Below are 22,588 nucleotides of genomic sequence, written 5' to 3' on the forward strand. Positions count from 1 at the left end.
TCGTAGCGGCTGCCGGCGGGCCCGTGGGCGTTCCCTCAGAAGAAGGGGAACCAGGGGCTAGGGGTTCCCCCCTTTGGTGGGCGGTGGGTTGGGGGTGTCCCCTTTGGCCGGATCAGCCGGCCTGGTCATCAGGGTCACCTGGGTGTTCGGGTCCAGCTTGGTGCCCGCGGGCGGGTTGACGCCCGTCACCACGGCGTTCGGGTCCTGCGGGCCGGACACACTGAAGCCGAGGCCGGCGTCCTGCAACTGCTTGATGGCGTCCTTGAGCGGGACGTTCTGCAACGCCGGAACGGTGGCCTTGTCCGGCGCCTTGTAGATGGTCAGAACGATCTTCGAGTTGGCCGGGACCTTGCTGTTCGCCTGGAGCGACTGCGAGGCGACGGTGTTGACCTTGGTCGGGTCGTTGGTCAGCGTGGTCTTCGACGCGTCGACCTGGAAGCCGGCGCTCTCCAGGGCGGCCTGCGCGGCCTCCTTCTGCTGGCCGAGCACGCTCGGGACCACCGTCTTGGCCTTGCCCTGCGAGATGGTCAGCTTGACCTGGGCGGTCGGGTCACCGGCCGCGTTGGCCGCCGGGTCCTGGGCGATGACCTGCTCCTGCGGGGCCGTGTCGTCGTCCTTGTACTCGGGGAGGACGTTGGTGAAACCGGCGTCGGCGAGCGCCTTGATCGCCGCGTCCTTGGTCTTGCCGACCACCGACGGAACGTTCGACTTGGCCGGGCCGGAGGAGAGCTGCACCGTGATGGTGGCGGTCTCGGCGACCTGGGTGGGGGCCGCCGGGTTCTGGGTGCAGACCTGGTCCTTCTTGATGTTGGTGTCCGGGCAGGCGATCTTCTCGCCCTCGGTCACCACCAGCTTGGGACCGGCCTGAACGGCGGCCGCCTTGGCGTCGGCCAGGCTCTTGCCCACCAGGTTCGGCGCCGCGATCTTGGGCGGCTCCTTGGTGGTGTCGTCCTTCTTGCCGCCGAACATCGCCTGGGCCACGAAGAAGGTGCCGACCAGGACCAGCACGGCGGCCACCGCCAGCACGATCCAGGAGGTGTTGCTCTTCTTCGGCGGCTCCTCGCCGCGCCGTCCGCCGCCGCGGCCGTAGCCGTCGTCGCTGCCACCGCCGGGGGCACCGGCGTAGGTCTGGCCGTAGCCGTCGTCCGGGTAGCCGGCCTGCTGGCCGTAGCCGGGCTGCCCGCCGGCGTGCGGGAGCACCGTGGTCGGACCGGCGCCGGGCTGCTGCGGCAGCACGTTGGTCTGGCCGTACGGGTCCTGCTGCTGCGGGTAGCCGTTCTGGTCGTAGCCGTAGCCGGCGGCGCCCATGCCGTAGGCGGCGGCCTGCTGGGCGGCGGCCACCGGCAGGCCGTCGAGGAAGCGCTCGATGTCGTCGCGCATCTCGTCGGCGCTCTGGTACCGGTAGTCGCGGTCCTTGGCGAGCGCCTTCAGCACGATCGCGTCGATCTCGGGGCGTACCTCGGGGTCGAAGACGGACGGCGGCTGTGCCTCTTCCCGGACGTGCTGGTACGCCACCGCGACCGGCGAGTCGCCGACGAACGGCGGGCGGACGGTCAGCAGCTCGTACAGCAGGCAGCCGGTGGAGTAGAGGTCGGAGCGGGCGTCCACCTGCTCGCCCTTGGCCTGCTCGGGGGAGAGGTACTGGGCGGTGCCGATGACGGCGGAGGTCTGCGTCATCGTCATGCCGGCGTCGCCCATCGCCCGGGCGATGCCGAAGTCCATGACCTTGACGTTGCCCTGCCGGGTCAGCATGACGTTGGCCGGCTTGATGTCGCGGTGCACGATGCCGGCCCGGTGCGAGTACTCCAGCGCCTGCAGGATGCCGATGGTCATCTCCAGCGCCCGTTCCGGCAGCAGCCGGCGGCCGGAGTGCAGCAGTTCGCGCAGGGTGGAGCCCTCGACGTACTCCATCACGATGTACGGGATGGAGATGCCGTCGATGTAGTCCTCGCCGGTGTCGTACACGGCGACGATCGCTGGGTGGTTGAGGGACGCCGCGGACTGGGCTTCACGGCGGAAGCGGGCCTGGAACGACGGATCCCTGGCCATGTCGGCCCGGAGCGTCTTCACTGCGACGGAACGGCCGAGCCGGGTGTCATGGCCGAGGTACACCTCGGCCATGCCGCCGCGCCCGAGGACGCCGCCGAGCTCGTACCTGCCGCCTAGGCGACGAGGCTCTTCCATAGTTCCGACCCTCTCCCTCACCCGCCGGTGAGGTTGTGACGTAGGTGTCCCCGCACGCTCTGAGTGACGCCGTCCGGGCCGCGGGTGGTTCTACGGCCGGACCTCGCTGCGCCCCGCGGGCGGGCAACGGGCACACCCGCTGCTTGCGGATACGCTACCGGTCGCACCGTCCGTGGCCGGAGTCGGCCGTCGGCCGATATCAGACCGGCATCCGGACAGAGGTGCCGATCGTGACATTCCACTCACTCGTGACGGCGGCCTCCCTACTTGCCGAGGGCCGCCTGCATCACCGCCTTGGCGATCGGCGCGGCCAGCCGGCCGCCGCTGATGCCGTCGCGGTTGTCCGAGCCGTCCTCGACCACGACCGCCACCGCGACCGACTGGCCGTCGGCGGTCTTGGCGAAGGAGGTGAACCAGGCGAACGGCAGGCCGGCGTTGTCCTCGCCGTGCTGCGCGGTACCGGTCTTGCCGCCGACGGTCAGGCCGGGGATCTTGGCGTTCTTGCCGGTGCCGTTCTCCACCACCGAGACCATCAGGTCCTGCATCTTCTGCGAGGTGGCCGGGCTCATCGGCTGGGAGAACTGCTTCTCGGTGTGCTTGGAGATGGTGGTCAGCGAGGCCGAGCGCTCCTGCTCCACCAGGTAGGGCTGCATCAGGCTGCCGTTGTTGGCGATCGCCGCGGAGACCATGGCCATCTGGAGCGGGGTGGCCCGGGTGTCGTGCTGGCCGATCGCGTCCTGCGCGGTGCCGTCCGGGGTGGAGTTGCTCGGGTAGACGCTCTTCTCGGAGCGGACCGGGGTGTCCACCGTGCTGTTGAAGCCGAACTTCTCGGCCTGCGCCCGCATCTTGTCCTTGCCCAGGTCGGCGCCGATCTTGCCGTAGACCGTGTTGCAGGACTGGTCCATGCCGGACTTCAGCGTGGCGTTCTCACACTGCTCGTACTGGCTCTCGTTCTTCAGCTCGGTCTTGGTGCCCGGCAGGACGTACGGGTTCGGGGTGTCGGTGGCGTCGTCGATGTTCTGGTACAGGCCGTTCTCGAACGCGGCGGTCGCGGTGACCAGCTTGAACGTCGAGCCGGGCGGGTACGTCTCGCGCAGCGCGCGGTTGAGCATCGGCTTGTTCGGATCCGCGTTGAGGTCCGTCCAGGCCTTGGTGTCGGCGGCGTCGCCGCCGGCGAAGGTGCCGGGGTCGTAGGACGGGGTGGAGACCATCGCCAGGATCGCTCCGGTGCGCGGGTCGAGCGCGACCACCGCGCCCTTCTTGTTGCCGAGGCCGTCGAAGGCGGCCTTCTGGGCCTTGGCGTTGATCGTGGTGAGGACGTCGCCGCCCTTCTTCGGCTCGCCGGTCAGCATGTCCAGGGTGTTGCGGAAGAACAGCCGGTCGTCGCTGCCGGAGAGGATGCCGTCCTCCAACTGCTCCAGCTGGCTGGCGCCGAAGGACTGCGAGGAGTACCCGGTGACGGGTGCGTACATCGGGCCCTCGAGCCAGGAGCGCTTGTACTTGTAGCGCAGGCCGTTGACGAAGTCCGACTGGGTGACCGGCTGGCCGCCGACGATGATGTTGCCGCGCGGGTGGGCGTAGCGGTCGTACACCTGGCGCTTGTTGTTCTTGTTGGTGGCCCAGGCCTCGGCCTGGACGCCCTGCACCCAGTTGGTGCGCACCATCAGGGCCAGGATCAGGACGAGGCAGAAGATCGAGACCCGACGGATCGGCTTGTTCATGAGGCGGACCCTCCCTGGATCTCGGTGGCGGGGGCCGGTTCGACCCCGGGGCGGCGGGCGCTGTCGCTGATCTTCAGCAGGATCGCGACCAGGGCCCAGTTGGCGACCACCGAGGACCCGCCCTGGGCGAGGAACGGCATGGTCATACCGGTCAGCGGAATGAGCCCGGTGACACCGCCGGCCACCACGAAGACCTGCAGCGCCATGGCCGAGGAGAGGCCGACGGCGAACAGCTTGCCGAACGGGTCGCGGGCGGCGATGGCGGTGCGCAGGCCGCGCTGGATCAGCAGGGCGTAGAGCATGAAGATCGCCATCAGGCCGGTGAGGCCGAGCTCCTCGCCGAAGGAGCCGAGGATGAAGTCGCTCTTGGCGGCGAAGTCGATCAGCCATGAGCGGCCCTGGCCGAGGCCCGAGCCGGTCACCCCGCCGGAGCCCAGCGCCATCAGCGACTGGCCGATCTGTTCGGTGGCGCCCTGTGGCGGTTTGGGCGCGAAGGCGGCCATCGGGTCGAGCCAGGCGTCGATCCGGGTCTTGACGTGGCTGGTGGTCGAGGCGACCGCGACGGCGCCGCCGATGGACATCAGCAGGCCGAAGATGATCCAGCTGGTCCGCTCGGTGGCGACGTAGAGCATCACCACGAAGAGGCCGAAGAAGAGGAAGGACGTGCCGAGGTCGTTCTCGAAGATCAGGATCAGCAGGCTGACCAGCCAGATCGCGATGATCGGACCGAGGTCGCGCCCGCGCGGCAGGTAGAGGCCCATGAACCGGCGGCTGGCCAGGGCCAGCGCGTCCCGCTTGACCATCAGGTAGCCGGCGAAGAACACGGTCAGGATGATCTTGGCGAACTCGCCCGGCTGGATGGAGAAGCTGCCCATCCGGATCCAGATCTTGGCGCCGAAGTCCTCCTTGCGGGACGGGAAGAAGGCCGGCGCCGCGAGCAGGACCAGGGCCAGCGCCATCGAGATGTAGGTGTAGCGCTGGAGGACCCGGTGGTCCTTCAGGAAGATCATGACGAAGATGAACAGCGCCACCCCGAGGCCCGACCACATCAGCTGGTTGGCGGCGGCGGGGTAGTTGTTGTGCAGGAGCTTGCCGGCCTTGTCGAGCCGCCAGATCATCACCACGCCGAGCCCGTTGAGCAGGGTGGCGATCGGCAGCATCAGCGGGTCCGCGTACGGCGCGAAGCGGCGCATCAGCAGATGCGCGATAAGGGCCAGCGCCCCCATGCCGAGCCCGTAGCCGAGCATACCGGCCGGCAGCGAGTCGTCCATCGCGAGACCCACGTTGGCGTACGCGAGGACCGGCAGCAGCACGGCGAAGGCCAGCAGCGCCAGCTCGGTGTTGCGCCGGTTCGGCGTGCCCTGGGGGGAGATCGTGGTGTTGCCCCGGCGCCGCGAGGCGGCCCGGCCGGTCGGCCCGCCGGGGGTCCGGCGGTCGTCGGACCGGTTGCCCGGGCCACTGCTCAGGTCGAAGGTGCTCACGTGGAGGCCGCTCCCTGACGGCCGGCCGGCCCGCTGCGGGCGGGCCTATGTCGGGTCACGGGCGTCACTGCTTCGGGCAGGAGTCGGCCTTCAGCCGCTCCTCCTCGGTCAGGCCCGGCAGGTCGCTCTGCGGCCCGGCGGCCGGGGCGGCGGCGCTCTGGCTGGGTGCTGCGGCGCTCGGGGCGGCCGCGCTCGGGGCGGCCGTGGCCGTCGCGGGTGCGCGGGTCGCGGACGGGCTCGGGGTGACGGCCGTCGTGAACGCCGCCTGGGTGACCGGCGCGGCCGGGTTGGCCGCGGTCGCCCTGGCGTCGGAGACCTTCCGGCAGAGTGCCGCCTGCTCGCCGAGCTTCTTCACCTTGTCGTCGGCGTCGCCCAGGCTGCTGGCGGAGATGGTGTTGGTGACGTGGGTGCGCTGGTCCTGCGGCAGGTACTTGAGCTCGATGTCCCGGTACGCGGTGTGCACCGAGGAGAGGTTCAGGCCGGCCAGGCTCTGGTTGACGCCCTGGTAGACCGCGACGTGGTCGCCGTCCACGCCGACGTAGTACTGGCCCTGCGTCCACCGGTAGCCGAAGAAGCCGGCGCCGCCGAGCAGGCCCAGGGTGATCAGGCTCACCAGCGAGACCTTGAGCGCCCTGCCCTTGCGCTTCGGCCGCTCCTCGTCGTCGTAGTCCTCGGTGCCGTACACCGGGGGCTCGTCGGAGCCGTACCCGTCGTAGCCCTCGGCCGGGCCGAAGCCGACCTGGCCGGGGTTGCCGTACCCGTCGTAGCCCTCGGCGGGGCCGAAGGCGCCCTGCGGGGCGCGCCCGAGGCCGGCCGCCCGGCCGGCCGGGGTGTCGAGGATCGACTGGTCGGCGGCGGCCGAGGACGGCGGGGTCTCGGCGACCGCGCCGACCACCACCGGGATGTCGTTGAACTGGCCGCTCAGGGTGTCCGTGGCGCCGACGTCGATGACGTCCGCCACGATGCAGGTGATGTTGTCCGGACCGCCGCCGCGCAGCGCGAGCTGGATCAGCTCCTGCACGGTCTGCTCGGGCGAGTAGAAGCTTCCGAGGGTGTCCTCGAGGGTCTGGTGGCTGACCGGGCCGGAGAGGCCGTCGGAACAGATCAGATAGCGGTCGCCGGCCCGTACCTCGCGGATCGACAGGTCGGGCTCGACCTGGCCGCGGCCGTCCAGCGCCCGCATCAGCAGGGAGCGCTGCGGGTGGGTCTCGGCCTCCTCCGCGGTGATCCGGCCCTCGTCGACCAGGCGCTGCACCCAGGTGTGGTCCTGGGTGATCTGCACCAGCGAACCGTCGCGCAGCAGATAGGCGCGGGAGTCGCCGACGTGCACCATGCCCATCCGCTGACCGGTCCAGAGCATGGCGGTGAGGGTGCAGCCCATGCCCTCCAGCTGCGGGTCCTCCTCGACCATCTGCCGGAGCCGGTCGTTGGCGCCCTGGACGGCGTCGCCGAGCAGGGTCAGCAGGTCGGCGCCCGGCACGTCCTCGTCCAGCCGGACGATCGAGCCGAGCACCTCCGAGGACGCGACCTCGCCGGCCGCGGCACCGCCCATGCCGTCGGCCACGGCAAGCAGCCGCGGCCCGGCGTAGCCGGAGTCCTCGTTCCCCTCCCGGATCAGTCCCTTGTGGGAGCCGGCGGCGAAGCGCAGCACCAGGGTCATGCGACCTGAGCCCCCCTCTGGGTCATGGACGGGATGCTGTCCCTCATGCGCTACTACTTCCGCAGTTCGATGACGGTCCTGCCGATACGGATCGGCATGCCCGGCTGGAGCGGGGTCGGCGCGGTCAGGCGCTGCCGGTCCAGATAGGTGCCGTTGGTGGAGCCTAGATCCTCGACCGTCCACTGCCCAGTCTGATCCGGATAGATCCTGGCATGCCGGGAGGACGCGTAGTCGTCGTCCAGCACGATGGTGGAGTCGTGCGCGCGGCCCAGCGTGATGGTCTGGCCCTGCAGCGCGACGGTGGTCCCGGCGAGCGAGCCCTGCACCACGACCAGCTGGGTCGGGGCGCCGCGGCGCCGGCCGCCGCCCTGGGTCTGCTGGGGGGGCGGGCCGGCGGCCTGGCCCTGCGGGGCGCGCCCGGGCCCGGGGGCCGGAGCCGAGGCGGTCGCGGCACCGCCCCGGCGGGAGGAACGGGGGTTCACCCTGGTCCCGAACAGGTCGCTGCGGATCACCTGGATCGCGACGATGACGAACAGCCACAGCACGGCGAGGAAACCCAGCCGCATGACCGTCAGGGTCAGTTCTGACATAACCGGCCCGCTCTACCCTTCGACCTGTCGGTAGACGATGGTGGTGGAGCCCACGACGATTCGCGAGCCGTCGCGGAGCGTAGCGCGCTGGGTGTGCTGTCCGTCCACCACGATGCCGTTGGTGGACCCGAGGTCGAGCACCATCGACGGGGTCCCGGGCCTGATCTCGGCGTGCTTGCGGGAGACCCCGGGGTCGTCGATCCGCACGTCCGCCTCGGTGGAGCGGCCGAGCACGCAGGCGTTCCCGGTGATCTGGTGACGGGCGCCGTTGACCTCGATCCAGCGGCGGACCGAGGTGCCGTGGCCGGCGCCCGGGAACGGGCGCACGTTGCCGCCGCCCGGGGCGGGCTGGCCCGGCGGCATGGCGGGGGGCGCGGCCGGCGGCGGGGGCGCGCCGTACGGGGCGGCGCTCTGCTGCTGCTGCCACGGTGCGCCGGGGGCCGGCGCGGCCGGCGGGCGGCCGTAGCCGGCCTGGGTCGGGTGCTGCTGCGGGGCCTGCTGCTGCGGCTCCTCGGCGGCCAGCGTGCGGCTGCGCACCCGGTACAGACCGGTGTCCAGGTCGTCGGCCTTCTCCAGGTTCACCTGGAGCGGGCCCATGAAGCTGTACCGCTGGGCCTCGGCGTACTCGCGGACCATGCCGGCCAGCTCGGTGCCCAGCTGGCCCGAGTAGGGGCTCAGGCGCTCGTGGTCGTGCGGGCTCAGCTCGACGATGAAGTCGTTGGGCACGACGGTGCGGTCGCGGTTCCAGATGCTCGCGTTGTTGTCGCACTCACGCTGCAGCGCGCCGGCGATCTCCACGGGCTGGACCTCGGACTTGAACACCTTGGCGAAGGTGCCGTTGACGAGACCCTCAAGTCGCTGCTCGAACTTCTTCAGCACTCCCATGGGGCACCCCCTTCCAGGGTTCGTTCGCCTGCCTTCCGACCGGATCCCGGGGAGCCGGTCGCGCCTACTTGCGGTACTTCCGTACTGATCGTATCCACGCCGGGGCCATCCGTACGGTTCCCGGACCGCGTGGTGCCCGGGGGTGGGCTCGGACACACAGGGTGACGCATCCCTGCGGCAGCATGCCAGGAGTACCCGTCCGACCGGGCCCTCATCCCTCGCTCGCCAGTTCGCCGGACATCCGTTCGGATGCGCTCGGCCCCCAGGGAAACGGATTCGGAGGTGACCCGCAGGTCGTGCTAATGTTTTCCACGTCGGAAGGGGCACCCGAAAGGGAGCCGGATCGAAGAACCGCGAAGGCCACATGGTATCGAGCGGATCGGTTGATCGGTTGGCAACCACGACAGGCACCCATGCGCGGGTGGCGGAATAGGCAGACGCGCTGGATTCAGGTTCCAGTGCCCGAAAGGGCGTGGGGGTTCAACTCCCCCCTCGCGCACAGCGAAGCCCCGCAGATCTTCGGATCTGCGGGGCTTTCTCGTTCTCCCGGTCGGGTGCCCGGGGCGGGTCCGGGCGCTCGCGGGCCGCTCACTCGTGGGTGGCGGGCAGCTCGGCCCGGACCTCGAAGCCGCCGTCCGGGGTCGGCCCGGCGGCGAGGGTGCCGCCGAGCAACTGGGCCCGCTCGCGCAGGCCGACCAGCCCGTGGCCGCCGCCCGGCAGGGTCTCGGCGGGCCGGACCGGCGGGATCCCGTTGCGGATCTCGACCCGCAGCCGGCGGCCCTTGGCCCGGACCCTGACGTGCACGGTGGCGTCCGGGGCGTACTTGGTGATGTTGGTGAGCGCCTCCTGGACCGTACGGTAGGCGGCCCGCTCGACCGCCTCCGGCCAGGGCCGGTCGCCGGGGGACAGATCCGTGTCGGCGGCCAGGCCGCTCTCCTCGATCAGCCGGGGCAGGTCCGCCAGCCGGGGCTGCGGGGCCAGCGGCATGTCCCCGCGCGGTCCGGCGGCGCGCAGCACCCCGACCATCTGCCGCAGCTCGTCGAGGGTGCGGACGGAGAGCTCCCGGATGGTCCGGGCGGTGGCCGCGGCGGCCGGGTCGGCGGTGCTCACCTGGAGCGCGCCGGCCTGGATGCTGATCAGGCTGACCTGGTGCGAGACCACGTCGTGCATCTCCCGGGCGAGCCGGCCCCGCTCGCTGATCAGCACCCGCTCGGCCAGCAGCCGGCTCTCCCGCTCCTGGCCGCGGGTCAGCTCGTCCAGCCTGGCCGCCAGCTCCCGGCGGGTGCGGGAGAGCAGGCCGGTGGCGGCCGGCCCGGCCGCCAGCATCACGGACTGGATGGCGTAGAGCGCCGTCTCCCGGGTCAGGGCGAAGGACTGCTCGGAGAGCGGCCAGTGGAAGAACTCGACCAGCGCGAACAGGGTCGCGCAGGGCACCATCACCCGGGGGCGGGGGCGCTCGGCGGCCACCGTGTAGACGGCGGTGATCGGGGAGAGCCAGATGTCGGCGAAGTAGCTGCCGGGCATGGTCAGCAGCAGGACGGCCACCGGGAAGCGCCGGCGCCAGGGCAGCACCACGGCGGCCAGGACCGAGAACACGACCTGCCACCAGGTGGCGTCCCGGGCCACCAGGGTGGCGTCCACCAGGGAGTAGAGGGCGGGCAGCAGCAGCATCAGCCAGGGCGCGGTGAGCCGGGCCGGCAGGTGTCTGGAGGGGAACGGGTCGGTGCCGGTCATGCCCCGTCGCCGGGTTTCGGCCGGACCAGACCGGCCCGGTGGGCGATCACGGCGGCCTGCACCCGGTTGGCGGCGCCGAGCTTGCCGAGGATCGCGCTGATGTGGTCCTTGACCGTGCCGGTGCCGAGGAAGAGCCGGTCGGCGATCTCGGCGTTGGACAGGCCCTCGCCGAGCAGGGCCAGGACGTCGAGCTCGCGGCCGGTGAGGGTGCGGGCCAGTGCGCCGGCCTCGGCGTCCGGGCCGCCGCCGTCGACGTAGCCGCCGATCACGGTGCGGGTGACGGTCGGGGAGAGGATGCTGCCGCCGGCCGCGAGCACCCGGACGGCGTGCACCAGCTGGTCCGGGGCGGTGTCCTTGAGCAGGAAGCCGGCGGCGCCGGCCCGCAGCGCGGTGCCGATGTACTCGTCGGTGTCGAAGGTGGTGAGCATCGCCACGGCCGGCGGGTCGGGCAGGGCGCGCAGCCGGCGCAGCACCGAGATGCCGTCGAGGTCCGGCATCCGGATGTCGAGCAGCACGACGTGCGGGCGCAGGCGCTGGACGCATCCCTCGGCCTGGCCGCCGGAGCAGTCGCCGACCACCTCCAGATCGGGGGCGGAGCCGACGATGAGGCCGAGGCCGGAGCGGACCAGGATCTCGTCGTCCACGATCAGCACGCGGGTGGTGGTGATGGTCCCTCCTCGGTTCGGGCGGCCGGGTCCGGCCGGTCCGCAGCAGTGGTTTCGAGCCTAGGGGGTGTCTGACAATTCCCGCGGAACGCGTGGCTGCGGCGGAACCCCCGCCGTTCGGCGGGGGTCGGAATCGGCTACCGGGTTCACGCGATTCTCACGCTGAGTGGGGAACCATGGAGTTGGCTGCCCGTTCGCCGGTTTCCGGCCGTGGCGAGGGCCGCCGGTCAGTCCGTCGGGCCCGTGCGGGCGCCCGGCGCCGGGCCGTGTGCGGATGCGCCCCACCATCTGATCGTTTGGAATTGAGCTGTGTCGTCCACTGTGAAGTCGGAGCCGTCCGCCGCGTCCGCCGGGCCCCGGCCCGTCGGCCTGCTCGAGCGCTGGAGGCCCAGGGCGGCGACCGCGACCGTCTGGTACATGCGGCTGCTGGCCCTGCTGAACCTGGCGACGGTGCTGCTGGCACCGTTCCGGCACCAGGTGACCGAGCACAACGAGGGTGAGTACTTCACCCCGTACCTGATGACGGCCGGCCTGGCGAGCGCGGTGCTGTCGGTGTTCCTGGCGGTCGCCATGCGGCGGCGCAAGCGGGCCGCGTGGATCTTCAACACCGCGCTGGCCGGGGTGTTCGCCCTGCTCTACCTGGTCGTCATGGTGCTGCCCGGCGAGCGGTTCAGCCGGCACCCGCTGAACTACTTCTCCACCGTGCTGACCTGCCTGTTCGTGCTGGCCCTGCTGATCGGGCGGAAGGAGTTCACCTCCAAGGGCGACCGCTCCAACCCGAAGACCGCGGCGGCCGCGTTCGTCGGCGGCCTGCTGTTCGGCGGCGGCGTCGGCGCGCTGCTGGTCTGGATGAACAACAGCCTGCCCGGCGCCGGCTTCTGGGACCTCTTCCGCTACTCGGTCGGCCGGATGATCACCATCACCCCGACCGAGCACCTGCGCTCGGTGATCTCCGCCCCGACCTGGGTGAACGCCGTCATCAACGCGATGGGCGCGGTGCTCTTCCTGCTGGTGCTCTATGTGGCGTTCCGCAGCCCGCGGGACAAGGAACTGCTCACCCCGGAGGACGAGGTCCGGCTGCGCGCGCTGCTGGACAAGCAGGGCGAGCGGGACTCGCTGGGCTATTTCGCGCTGCGCCGGGACAAGGCGGTGGTCTTCTCCCCCAGCGGCAAGGCGGCGGTGACCTACCGGGTGGTCGGCGGGGTCTCGCTGGCCTCGGGCGACCCGATCGGCGACCCGGAGGCCTGGCCGGGGGCGATCGACGCCTGGCTGTCCGAGGCCCGCGAGCACGCCTGGGCGCCGGCCGTGATGGGGGCCTCCGAGGAGGCCGGGGTGATCTACGCCCGGCACGGGCTGGACGCGCTGGAGCTGGGTGACGAGGCGATCGTCGAGCTGGACGAGTTCTCGCTGGACGGCCGGGCGATGCGGGTGGTCCGGCAGGCCTACAACCGGGTCAAGCGGGCCGGGTACACCGTGCGGATCCGGCGGCACGAGGAGATTCCCGAGTGCGAGATGGCGGAGCTGGTGGCCAAGGCCGACCAGTGGCGCGACGGCGCGACCGAGCGCGGCTTCTCGATGGCGCTCGGCCGGCTCGGCGACCCGGGCGACGGGCGCTGCGTGATGCTGGAGTGCCACGACGGGGACGGTGAGCTGAAGGCGCTGCTGAGCTTCGTGCCGTGGGGTGCGGACGGGCTCTCGCTGGACCTGATGCGCCGGGCCCGGGACACCGAGAACGGCCTGATGGAGTTCATGGTGATCGAACTTCTGCAGCGCGCGCGGGAGGTCGATCTGGCCCGGGTGTCGTTGAACTTCGCGATGTTCCGTTCCGTTTTCGAGCGCGGTTCGCGGCTCGGCGCCGGTCCGGTGCTGCGGCTCTGGCGCTCGGTGCTGGGTTTCTTCTCGCGCTGGTGGCAGATCGAGTCGCTGTACCGGGCCAACGCGAAGTACCGGCCGATCTGGGAACCGCGGTATCTGCTGTTCGAGAAGAGCAGCGAGATTCCGCGGATCGGTATCGCGAGCGCGCGGGCCGAGGGCTTCATCACCGCACCGAGCCTGCCCGCCCTGTTCCGTCGACGGCACGCGGGTCCCGCCGTGGTGGCGCCCCGGGTGCCGATGGCGGCACAGGACGGGAAGGGGTAGTCCCTCCGCCGGGGGGCGGAGGGGACCGGCCGTCCGGACGGGGGGTGTTTTCGGGGTGGTTTCTCCCCCCAGAGGATGACGGGGATCCCCTCTTAATGTCGATGTGGATTCTTTAACCGGCTTCTAATGTTGGGGTAGTTGGGGAAGGCGTTCGCGGCTTCGGGGATTTGGAGAGACGGCTGTGATTCACAGGACCCACGCGGGGGGCGTGCGAAAGGGGCCGGTGGCTACTGCCGCCGAGGCCGCTGTCGCCGAGTGGGGAACGTTGTTCGGGACGGTCCGGGAGCGGGTGGCGAGCAGGAAGTTCGCCGCTGTACCGCTGGCCACCACGGCGACGTTTCTGATCCTGCTGTTCAGCATCGTGCAGCACCTGCCGGGCGGGGAGCGGTTCGTCACCCATATCGGGGTGGTGAAGGCCGCGCTGCCGCTGGAGGTCTCGCTGCTGCGTACGCCGCTGTCGCTGTACGTGCCGGCGCTGGACCTGCCGGTCTGGGGGGCGCTGGCCCAGGTGTTCGTGGTCTTCGGGATCGCCGAGATCGTGCTCGGCCGACGGCTGACCCTGGTGGTGGCCTACGCCTGCACCCTGGCCGGGACGCTGTTCGCCCGGGTGGGTGTGGCGATCGGCCCGAGCCACGTGTTCGGCTTCCCGAAGTGGGTCGCGTACGTCCGGGACACCGGCCCCTCGGCCGCGGTGGTGGCGCTGGCGATCTGCATCGCGTTCCGCTGCCGGGCCTGGCTCACCGCCGGGCTGGTGGTGGCGCTGATGGTCGGCGAGGCGGTCGTCCTGCCGAATCTGGCGGGTCTGGAGCACGTCGTCGCGGTGATCACCGCGCTGCTGATCGCGGTCTCGGTGGAGGTGTTCGGGGACTTCTGGCCGCGGGTGCTGGCCGGGGTCGGTGCCGCGACCTCGGTGGCGGCGGCCGCCTCGCTGGAGGTCGCGGCGGAGGCCCGGCGTCGTACCTCGGCGGGCGCGGCGATCCCCTGAAGGCGCACTCCGCCGGCCTGCCCGCCGGGGCGGACGGGCCGGTGCCCGACCCCGGCCGTCAGGCGGTGGGCGGCCGGGGCGGCAGGGGCAGCTCGAACCAGACCACCTTGCCGACCGCCTTGCGGGCGGTGCCCCAGCTTTCGGCGAGCTTGGTGACCAGGGTGAGGCCGCGGCCGGTCTCGCCGAGCTGCTCGGCGGGCTCCAGCGACGGCAGGTTGTGGTTGTCGTCGCTCACCTCGACCAGCAGCTTGTCCACCCGGATCAGCTGGAGCTGGACGCGGTCCCGGGCGACCCGGACGGCGTTCGTCACCAGTTCGCTGACCAGCAGCTCGGTGGTGTCCGAGAGCGCCTCCAGGTGCCAGGCGGCCAGCCGGGCACGGACCAGTGCCCGGGCCCGGCCGACCTCGCGGTGGTCCACGGTGAGGTCCCAGGTGGCGACCTCGGTCGGGGCGACCCCGTCGAAGCGGGCCACGAGAAGGGCGACGTCGTCCTTGCGGTCGTCCGAGTGCAGGCGCTTCAGCACCACGTCGCAGGCCTGCTCGGGGCTCTGCCGCGGGTCGATCAGGTTGCCGCAGAGCGCCGCCAGGCCCGCTCCTATGTCACCGCCCCTGACCTCGACCAGGCCGTCGGTGCAGAGCACCAGCATCGAGCCGTCGCTGACGTCGATGGTCTTGGCGACGAACGGCACCCCGCCGACGCCGATCGGCGCGCCGGCCGGGATCTCCAGCAGCTCGCCGCTGCCGTCCGGGTGCACCAGTACCGGCGGGACGTGGCCGGCGCTGGCCAGCTCACAGGTCCGGTTGATCGGGTCGTAGACCGCGTACAGGCAGGTGGCGAGGTGGTCGTCGCCTAGCTTGTGGGCCAGGTTGTCGAGATGGCGCAGCAGCTGGCCGGGCGGGAGGTCGAGGGCGGCGAGGGTCTGCATCGCGGTGCGGAAGCGGCCCATCGCGGCGGCCGAGTGCAGACCGTGGCCCATCACGTCGCCGACCACCAGGGCGACCCGGCTGCCGGGCAGCTGGATCGCGTCGAACCAGTCACCGCCGACCTCGGCCTTGGGATCGCCCGGCAGGTAGCGGTGGGCGATCTGCACGCCGGGGATCTTCGGCGGGCGGGTCGGGATCATCGAGCGCTGCAGGGTGGTGGCGACCTTGGACTCGGCGCGGTGCAGCCGGGCGTTGTCCAGCGAGAGCGCGGCGCGGACGGCCAGTTCCTTGAGGGTGGCGGCGTCGCTCTCGTCGAAGGGGGCGCGGTCGGGCAGCCGGAGCAGCTTGAGGATGCCGAGCACGGTGCCCCGGGCGGAGAGCGGCACCACCAGCATCGAGCGGCCGGAGACCACCGAGGCCAGCCGGACGCCGCCGAGCGCGGCGGCGTAGTCGACCGCGACGTCCCGGGTGATCACCGGCACCAGGACGGGCTGGTTCAGCTGGAGGGCCATGCCGGGCGGGGTGTGGCGGGGCATCCGGACCAGCGCGCCCTCGGCGAGGACGTGGTCCCACTCGCCGGCGGACTCGTTGCGGACCAGGGCGACCCGGCGGAGCATGGTGTCGTCGTCCGGGCGGGCCTCGGGCAGCTCGGAGTCGGAGATCAGGCCGTCCACCAGGTCCACGCAGGCGAAGTCGGCGACCCGGGGGACGAGCACCTGGCAGAGCTCGTGCGCGGTGAAGCCGAGGTCCAGGGTGGTGCCGACCTTGCCGCCGACCTCGTTGAGCAGGGCCAGCTGCTCGCCGGCCTGCCCGTTGGTGAGGAACGGGCTCAGCCGGCCGGGCGGGGGCGTGCCGCCGCCGACGGCGGGTGCGGGCAGGACGGGGTCGGGTCGCCGGGCCTGGTGGCCGTTGGCGGCGGACTCGACGGCGGCCTGCTCGGCGATGACCTGCTCGGCGGTGATCTGTTCGACGCTGGTCTGCTCGATGGCGGGGCCTCCTCTGCCGGGGGCCGGGACGGGCGTACCGCCGGCCGGTGGACCGCTCGCGGCACCGGCGGGCCGGGCGGCGGTCTCGCGCTGGCCGGGCAGCGGGCCCGCCGGGCGGCGCCCGGCGGCGGACGGCTCGGGCTGGGCCGGGTGGCCGAGCCGGGCGGCGCGCTGCTGGGCGGTGGGGTAGCGGCGGCCGATCCCGGCGGCCGCGTGCGCGGTGCCGGACGGTGGATCGGCCGGCAGCACGGGGAGCACGGTGGCCGCGTCCAGCCGCAGGGCGGGCAGCCCGGCCAGGGCCAGCGCGTCGAGCAGCGCCGCCCGGGGGCCGGAGGCGGCCGCGCCGGGCAGCAGCCGGGCGAGCGGCTCGGGTACCGGGCGCCCGGGCGGGGCCAGAGCGGCGGAGAGCCGGTGGAAGCCGCCCCGGGCGGCGGGGGTGGGGGCGAAGGGCAGCAGGCGTTCGCCGAGGGCCAGCCGGGGGCCGGCCGAGCGCAGCGGCTGGGCGTCGGCGGCCAGGGCCAGCAGGGCGGCGGCCGGGCCGCGCAGCGGGTAGGCCCACCAGAGCACGTCGCGCAGGTGTTCCTCGCGGTCGATCACGGGCATCCGCCCGGCCCAGGGGTGGCCGCCGGCGGTCAGCTCGGCCAGGGTGTCCAGCGCGTCGCGGCGGCGGCGGACGGCGGGGGAGGCGGCCGGACCGGGGACGCTGCGCGGCTCGGCGGCGGGCAGCAGGCCGGTGGCGGGGCGGCCGTGGGTGACCTCGGCCCGGTGGCCGAACAGCTCCTCGGCGCCCCTGCTCCACTGGGCGATCCGGCCCTCCCGGTCGACCAGGACGAGGGCGAGCCGGACCAGGGCGGCCACGCCTGACGGCTGGTCACCCGGTGCGGCTCCGGCGTTCGGCGCTGCCTCGGCGCCCGTCGTGAGCGGTGTGGAGTTGGGCTCGTCCACCATGGATTCGGTCTGCTCCCGCCTGGCCGTGACGCCTGGCGTCGGCCGTCTTTCTGGAGGAGGCACGCTGTGCGGATACCAGCGAAGCACGGACAGGGCTGGGCTCGATAGCGAAACGGGGAGATTCATCAGTATCGGTTGCGTGTCGCATGGTGCGCGCCGGTACGCGCTCCCCGGGCACCCGGCCGATGCGTCGCGCGCGGGGGTAGGCTGGCAGGCCGGGCCGCCTCGCGGCGCGGGTACGCAGGACCAGACGGCCGGACGAGACAGAGGCGAGAAGTGACCGCGCAGAGCCCCGCCCGCTGGACGGACCCGGAGCAGCAGGAACTGGAGGAGCGGGTCGCCGCCGCCGAACTCGCCTGGCTCAGCATGGACGTCGACATGCAGACGCTGCGGGTCGAGATCGACAACTTCGCACTGATCCACCATCAGCTCCTCGGCCCGCTCTACGCCCGGCTGGACGAGCTGGACGCGCTGGTCGCCGAGGCGGTGGCCGCCCGTACCGGACAGCCCGAGGACCTGCGACGGGCCGCCGAGGCCCGTCAGCGGGTGGACGAACTGCCGGACCTGGACGCGCTGTTCGACAGCGTCCAGGAGCAGGAGGCGGCCCCGCCGCCGGCCGCGCCGGCCAAGGTCAGGCCCGGCCGCGACGCCCAGCGGATCTACCGCGAGCTGGTCCGCCGCGCGCACCCGGACCTGACCACCGACCCGGCCGAGCAGCAGCGCCGGGCCGCCTTCCTGGTACGGGTCAACGAGGCCTACGCGTACGGCGACACCGCCGTGCTGGAGGGGCTCGCCGCCGAGTGGTCCACCGCTCCCGAGGCCGCGCCCGCCCTGGACTCCCCCGACCGGCTCGGCTGGCTGCGCCGCCGGCTGGAGTGGCTCAACGCCAAGATCGCCGAGACGGCCACCGAGCAGGTCCGGCTGGAGCACACCGCGATGGGCCAGCTGCTCGCGCTGGCCCCGCAGGACCCGGACCGGCTGCTGGAGGAGCTCGCCGAGCAACTGCTCGCCAAGGCCGCCGCCCAGCAGGCCGAACTGGAACGGCTGCTCGGCGGCCGGGACCCCGCCACCGGGGCCGCCCCGCAGGGCGGTGGCGTGCCGCCGGTGGGCGACAATGGCACGGACCGGACCGACCCCCAGGAGAACCAGACGATGTTCGCGCAGATCCCCACCACCGACGCCGCCTCCGTGCCCGCCGACGCCGCCCTGCTGGACGTCCGCGAGCAGGACGAGTGGGACGCGGGCCACGTGGACGGCGCGCTGCACATCCCGATGGGCCAGGTGATCGCCCGGCTCGGCGAGCTGCCGGACGGGAAGCTGTACGTGCTCTGCCGGGTCGGCGGCCGCTCCGCGCAGGTCGTGCAGTACCTGGTGCAGCAGGGCCGGGACGCGGTCAACGTGGACGGCGGCATGTACGCCTGGGAGGGTGCGGGCCGTCCGATGGTCGGCAGCGACGGCCGGGACGCCTTCGTCCTCTAGGCCGCGCCCGGCAGACGCGGCGCGGAAGCGCCCGCGGCCCGTGCGGGACCCGCTCCGCCGGGCCGGCCGGTAGGGCAGGATGGGCGCGCGACCGAGCCGGAACGGGACCGGCGGCGCACGTCCACGGGGGGAGCCCATGGCGGACAGCACGGACCCGCAGCCCGTTCGCCGGGTCTGGTCGGTGCCCGCCCGCGCCGTCCTCGGCCTGGGCGCCGTGGTGCTGCTCACGGGTACCGGACTCTTCCTCGGGGCGGTGTTCCTGCACGTCGCGCCCGCCAACTCGCTCTCCCGGGAGTACCGGGACGAGGTGGACGGCGTGGTGTACCCGGAGTTCGAGCAGAACTGGAAGCTCTTCGCGCCCAACCCGCTCCAGCAGAACGTCAGCCTGGACGCCCGGGTGCGCACCGTCGTGGCCGACGGCGCCACCCGCACCCACGACTGGACCGGGCTGACCGCCCGGGACATCGACGCGATCCGCCACAACCCGGCCCCCAGCCACGCCGACCAGAACCTGCTGCGCCGGGCCTGGGACTTCTACGAGGGTTCGCACAGCTCCCAGGACGACTCGCTGACCAACCCGCGGGGCAAGCTCGCCGAGCAGTACCTCAAGCGGATCGCGCTGCAGCGGATCGGCCGGACCGTCGACGGCGAGCGGATCCTGGCGATCGAGTTCAGGGTGACGACGGCCACCGTGCCGCCGCCCGGCTGGAGCGGGGAGAGCCCGCCGCCCGCGCCGAAGGTCCGGGAGCTGCCGTGGTGGCCGGTGAACGACGAGGACTACCGGGGGCTCGGGTGAACGAGGTGTCGCCGGAGCGGGAGCAGGCGCAGACACAGGACCAGCGGCTGCTCTACGGGATCCCGCGCCAGCCCGGGCCGGAGCCCGGTCGGGAGCGGGCCCCCGCACCCGCGCTCCCCGGCGTCGGGGAGGCGGTCGCCCGGGCCTGGGCGGCGTTCACCGGGCGGGTGCTCGGCCCCTACCAGGCGGCGGTGGTGCGGATCGGCTTCAGTCTGGTCTGGCTGGCGTACCTGCTGCGGGAGTGGCCCAACCGGCGGCTGCTGTACGGCGACCTGTCGCCCTGGTCGCTGGACCTGGCCGGGCGGCTGATCGCCGACAACGGTGCGATGACGGTGCTGCCCTGGTTCGGCGGGCGGCTCTGGTTCGAGCTGGTGTACCACCTGGCGGTGCTGGCCGCCGTCGCGGTGCTGCTCGGCTGGCGGACCAGGGCGAGCACCGTGCTCTTCATGGTCACCGTGCTGTCGCTGCAGAACCGCAACGTGTTCCTCGGCGACGGCGGCGACAACGTCGTCCATCTGATGGCGGTCTACCTGGTCTTCACCCGCTGCGCCGAGGTCTGGTCGCTGGACGCCCGGCGGCCGGCGCCCGGCCGGACGGGGGTGCTGCTCTGGGCGGTGCTCGGCGCGGTGCTGCTGGTCTGCTGCCTCGGGGACTTCTCCGGCACGAGCCTGACCTGGACGGACGCCACCTTCCCGTACCTGGGCTGGACACCGGTGTTCTGGGGCCTCTGGGCGGTGGCCGGGATCTGGTGGCTGCTCGGACGGCTGCGGCCGGACGGCGAGGCGCGGGCCGTGCTGGACGCGCTGGCGACCATGGTGCACAACTGCGCGATGCTGGTGATCGCCGCCGAGGTGGTGCTGATCTACGCCACGGCCGGCTGGTACAAGGTGCAGGGCTCGCGCTGGCAGGACGGCACCGCGCTCTACTACCCGCTGCACCTGGACTACTTCACGCCCTGGCCGTGGCTCTCCACGCTGGTCGGCTCGGCGCTGCTGCCGGTCTTCCTGATCTCGTACGGGACGGTGATCACGCAGGTGGCGTTCCCGTTCACGCTGGTCAGCCGACGGGTCAAGAACACGCTGCTGGCGGTGATGATGGCCGAGCACCTGGGGATCGCGGTGCTGCTCGGGCTGCCGGTGTTCTCGCTGGCGATGATCGCGGCGGACGCGGTCTTCCTGCCGACGACGGCGCTGCGCTGGACCGGGAACCGGCTCGGGGCTCTGCGCATCCCCGCCCGGAGGGCGCCACTCCCCTAAGCTGACCGTTATGTCCTGGTTCGCCGCCCTGCGAGACACCGCGCGGACCGGACTGACCCTGGACCGGGCGCTCACCGACCCCAAACGGGCGGTACGCGGGGCCGTCGCCGTCGCGCTGGTGCTCTTCCCGACCCTGGCGCTGGGCGGGCCGCAGCTCGCCACCTCGGCCGCGATGGGCGCCTTCATCGCCGGGACGGCCACCTTCCAGCGCAGCTTCCGCCCCCGGCCCACGCTCGCCGTCGCGGCCGGGATCGGGCTCGGCACCAGCACCTTCCTCGGCTACCTGGCCGCCGGCGTCCCCGGCCTCTTCCCGGTGCTGCTCGCGGTCTGGGCCTTCGGGGCGGGCCTGGCCTGGTCGATCGGGCCGACCGCCGGGGTGGTCGCCGCCAACACCCTCTCGGTGATGCTGATCGTGGTCCAGCTCCCGGTCAGCGCGCCGGCCGCGCTCGGCCACGGGCTCGTCTGCGCGCTCGGCGGTGCCGCCCAGGCGATCGTCATCACGCTCTGGCCGATCGGCAGCTGGACCGCCCAGCGCGCGGCGCTCGCCGACACCTACGCCGAACTCGCCGACTACGCCCGCCGGCTGCGCCATGACCCGACCGCGAACGTCGACCCGGCACCGTTCATGACGGCCCGCCGCGCCGCCGCGCTGACGCCCTGGCAGGAACGCCACCGGCCGGCCGAGCTGCGCGGCCTGCGCGGCATCGCCGAACGCATCCGGCCCACCCTGGCCGCGATCGCCGACCCCAAGGTCGGCGCCCCCGAGGAGGGGCCGGAACGCGACCGGGCCCGGGCCGTACTGGCCGCCGCCGCCGAGACGATGGACGCCCTCGCCCGGGCCGTCCGCACCGGCGATCCACTGCGACTGCCCCGCTCGGCGCCCGCGCTCACCCTGGCCACCCCGGTCGAGGGCCCGCAACTGCAGGGCGCCGCCCGGCGGGCCGCCCGCCGGCTGGCCGGGCTGCTGCGCAAGGCCGCCGACGCCCTGGAGCGCGGCGACGAGGACACCATCAGCACCCCCGTGGTCGGGGTCGGCGGGGCGCTGCACAAGCCGCCGCTCTCCCGGATGCTGCCGGTCGCCGCCCGGGCGGTGCGCCGTCAGCTCCAGCCGCGTTCGGCGGTCTTCCAGCACGCCGTACGGCTCACCGGGGTGGTCACCGCCGCCTATCTGCTCGCCCGGCTGGCCGGCTTCGGGCACGGCTACTGGGCGCCGATGACCGCCGCCATGGTGATGCGGCCGGACTTCGCGCAGACCTACAGCCGGGGCGTGGCCCGGCTGGCCGGGACGATGGCCGGGGTCGCGGTCTCCACACTGGTGGTGCAGTTCGCCCACCCCGGGCCATGGGCGCTGGCCGCGCTGGCGGTGGTCTGCATCGGCGGCGCGTACCTCACGCTGCGCACCGGCTACGCGCTGATGACGGCCTGCGTCTCCTCGTACGTGGTCTTCCTGCTCGGCCTCCAGGCCGGGAACCCGCTGACCACCGCCGTCGAACGGGTCGGGCTCACCCTGCTCGGCGGCTCGGTCGCGCTGTTCACCTACGCGCTCTTCCCCACCTGGCAGACCGCCCGGCTCGGCGAGCGGCTGGCCGAGTGGCTGGCCGCCGCCGGGCGGTACACGGCGGCCGTCCTCGCCGCCTACGAGAACCCGGGCGCGCCGCGCGGACGGGAGGTCCGCTCGGCGCTGCTGGACTCCAGGGAGGCCCGCTCCGAGCTGCTCCAGGCGATGCAGCGGGCCGACGCCGAGCCGGGGCGGCACGCCTCCGGGCTGCCCGGGGTGAGCCGCCGCCAGCTCGACCGGGCCCGGGCCGCGGTCGGCCACCTCGGGCGGGTCGCCGTCCTGCTGGAGGCCCATCTGCCCGCCGCCGACGCTGACCCGGTGCCCGGCACCGCCGCGTTCGCCGAGGAGCTGCGGCTGGCCACCGCGCTGGCGGCGGCCGCGCTGCTCACCGGCCGGCCGGTGGACTTCGGCGCGGTGCGCGGGGCGCAGGCGGCACTGGAGGAACGGCTGGCGGACGCGCCGCCCAGCGTGCAGCGGGACGTCGTCCGGGCCAGCACCCGGCTGCTGCTCCAGGCGCTGAAGGACCTGGAACGCGCGCTGCGCGGGGGCGGCACGGCCACCGCACAGCGCGCGCGGGAGGACGCGCGGTAGGACGAAG

Annotated in this window: 15 protein-coding genes and 1 tRNA gene; 7 read left to right on the forward strand and 9 right to left on the reverse strand. The window is 73.0% G+C overall.

Annotated elements, in window-relative coordinates:
* Nucleotides 1-57: 57 nt before the first annotated feature.
* The 6 genes from pknB to ACIP82_RS17415 form a co-directional block, all read right to left on the reverse strand.
* Nucleotides 58-2,184, reverse strand: coding sequence for a Stk1 family PASTA domain-containing Ser/Thr kinase (gene pknB, locus ACIP82_RS17390; RefSeq protein ID WP_400654106.1), 2,127 nt, complete (start codon nucleotides 2,182-2,184; stop codon nucleotides 58-60).
* A 263-nt stretch (nucleotides 2,185-2,447) separates the two neighbouring features.
* Nucleotides 2,448-3,905, reverse strand: a complete 1,458-nt coding sequence (locus ACIP82_RS17395; RefSeq protein WP_363613699.1) for a penicillin-binding protein 2 — start codon at nucleotides 3,903-3,905, stop codon at nucleotides 2,448-2,450.
* A complete protein-coding gene (locus ACIP82_RS17400; protein WP_363613745.1) occupies nucleotides 3,902-5,278 on the reverse strand; it encodes an FtsW/RodA/SpoVE family cell cycle protein in 1,377 nt (458 codons plus the stop codon). Before ACIP82_RS17400 ends, ACIP82_RS17395 begins: the two co-directional genes overlap by 4 nt.
* A gap of 172 nt (nucleotides 5,279-5,450) precedes the next feature.
* Nucleotides 5,451-7,046, reverse strand: coding sequence for a PP2C family protein-serine/threonine phosphatase (locus tag ACIP82_RS17405; protein WP_400654108.1), 1,596 nt, complete (start codon nucleotides 7,044-7,046; stop codon nucleotides 5,451-5,453).
* Nucleotides 7,047-7,099: 53 nt separating this feature from the next.
* Entirely contained in the window at nucleotides 7,100-7,636 is a 537-nt protein-coding gene (locus ACIP82_RS17410; RefSeq protein WP_363613703.1) for an FHA domain-containing protein, read from the reverse strand.
* A 12-nt stretch (nucleotides 7,637-7,648) separates the two neighbouring features.
* Nucleotides 7,649-8,521, reverse strand: a complete 873-nt coding sequence (locus tag ACIP82_RS17415) for a DUF3662 and FHA domain-containing protein (protein WP_363613705.1) — start codon at nucleotides 8,519-8,521, stop codon at nucleotides 7,649-7,651.
* 415 nt (nucleotides 8,522-8,936) lie between these two features.
* Here ACIP82_RS17415 and ACIP82_RS17420 point away from each other — a divergent pair.
* Nucleotides 8,937-9,020 (forward strand) — tRNA-Leu (locus ACIP82_RS17420).
* 89 nt (nucleotides 9,021-9,109) lie between these two features.
* Here the strand turns inward: ACIP82_RS17420 and ACIP82_RS17425 are convergent.
* Together ACIP82_RS17425 and ACIP82_RS17430 are read right to left on the reverse strand one after the other, a co-directional pair.
* Nucleotides 9,110-10,255, reverse strand: a complete 1,146-nt coding sequence (locus ACIP82_RS17425; RefSeq protein WP_400654111.1) for a sensor histidine kinase — start codon at nucleotides 10,253-10,255, stop codon at nucleotides 9,110-9,112.
* Nucleotides 10,252-10,902: a response regulator transcription factor gene (locus ACIP82_RS17430; RefSeq protein ID WP_363613747.1), complete on the reverse strand. Its 651-nt coding sequence runs from the start codon at nucleotides 10,900-10,902 to the stop codon at nucleotides 10,252-10,254. The genes ACIP82_RS17425 and ACIP82_RS17430 overlap by 4 nt, the downstream gene beginning before the upstream one ends.
* Before the next feature lie 327 nt (nucleotides 10,903-11,229).
* Here ACIP82_RS17430 and ACIP82_RS17435 point away from each other — a divergent pair, with 327 nt between their 5' ends.
* Nucleotides 11,230-13,059, forward strand: a complete 1,830-nt coding sequence (locus ACIP82_RS17435; RefSeq protein ID WP_400654113.1) for a phosphatidylglycerol lysyltransferase domain-containing protein — start codon at nucleotides 11,230-11,232, stop codon at nucleotides 13,057-13,059.
* Between the two features lie 223 nt (nucleotides 13,060-13,282).
* Nucleotides 13,283-14,044, forward strand: a complete 762-nt coding sequence (locus tag ACIP82_RS17440; protein ID WP_363613709.1) for a hypothetical protein — start codon at nucleotides 13,283-13,285, stop codon at nucleotides 14,042-14,044.
* A 58-nt stretch (nucleotides 14,045-14,102) separates the two neighbouring features.
* Here ACIP82_RS17440 and ACIP82_RS17445 read toward each other — a convergent pair whose 3' ends face one another.
* Nucleotides 14,103-16,901, reverse strand: a complete 2,799-nt coding sequence (locus tag ACIP82_RS17445) for a SpoIIE family protein phosphatase (protein ID WP_363613711.1) — start codon at nucleotides 16,899-16,901, stop codon at nucleotides 14,103-14,105.
* Between the two features lie 276 nt (nucleotides 16,902-17,177).
* On the opposite strand from ACIP82_RS17445, the gene ACIP82_RS17450 reads away from it, so the two are divergent.
* The 4 genes from ACIP82_RS17450 to ACIP82_RS17465 all read left to right on the forward strand — a co-directional run bounded on the left by ACIP82_RS17450 (nucleotide 17,178) and on the right by ACIP82_RS17465 (nucleotide 22,581).
* The gene (locus tag ACIP82_RS17450; RefSeq protein ID WP_363613713.1) at nucleotides 17,178-18,380 is read left to right on the forward strand and encodes a rhodanese-like domain-containing protein; all 1,203 of its coding nucleotides are present in this window, start codon (nucleotides 17,178-17,180) and stop codon (nucleotides 18,378-18,380) included.
* Nucleotides 18,381-18,516: 136 nt separating this feature from the next.
* Complete coding sequence (locus tag ACIP82_RS17455; RefSeq protein ID WP_363613715.1) at nucleotides 18,517-19,176, forward strand: DUF5819 family protein; 660 nt, start codon at nucleotides 18,517-18,519, stop codon at nucleotides 19,174-19,176.
* The gene (locus tag ACIP82_RS17460; RefSeq protein WP_400654117.1) at nucleotides 19,173-20,432 is read left to right on the forward strand and encodes an HTTM domain-containing protein; all 1,260 of its coding nucleotides are present in this window, start codon (nucleotides 19,173-19,175) and stop codon (nucleotides 20,430-20,432) included. Before ACIP82_RS17455 ends, ACIP82_RS17460 begins: the two co-directional genes overlap by 4 nt.
* Before the next feature lie 10 nt (nucleotides 20,433-20,442).
* Nucleotides 20,443-22,581 carry an FUSC family protein gene (locus ACIP82_RS17465; RefSeq protein WP_400654119.1) on the forward strand — a complete coding sequence of 713 codons (2,139 nt, stop codon included), beginning with the start codon at nucleotides 20,443-20,445 and terminating at the stop codon, nucleotides 22,579-22,581.
* Nucleotides 22,582-22,588 lie beyond the last annotated feature (7 nt).

This window comes from Kitasatospora sp. NPDC088548 (assembly GCF_044753005.1).
In the GTDB taxonomy this organism is placed as follows: Bacteria; Actinomycetota; Actinomycetes; order Streptomycetales; family Streptomycetaceae; genus Kitasatospora.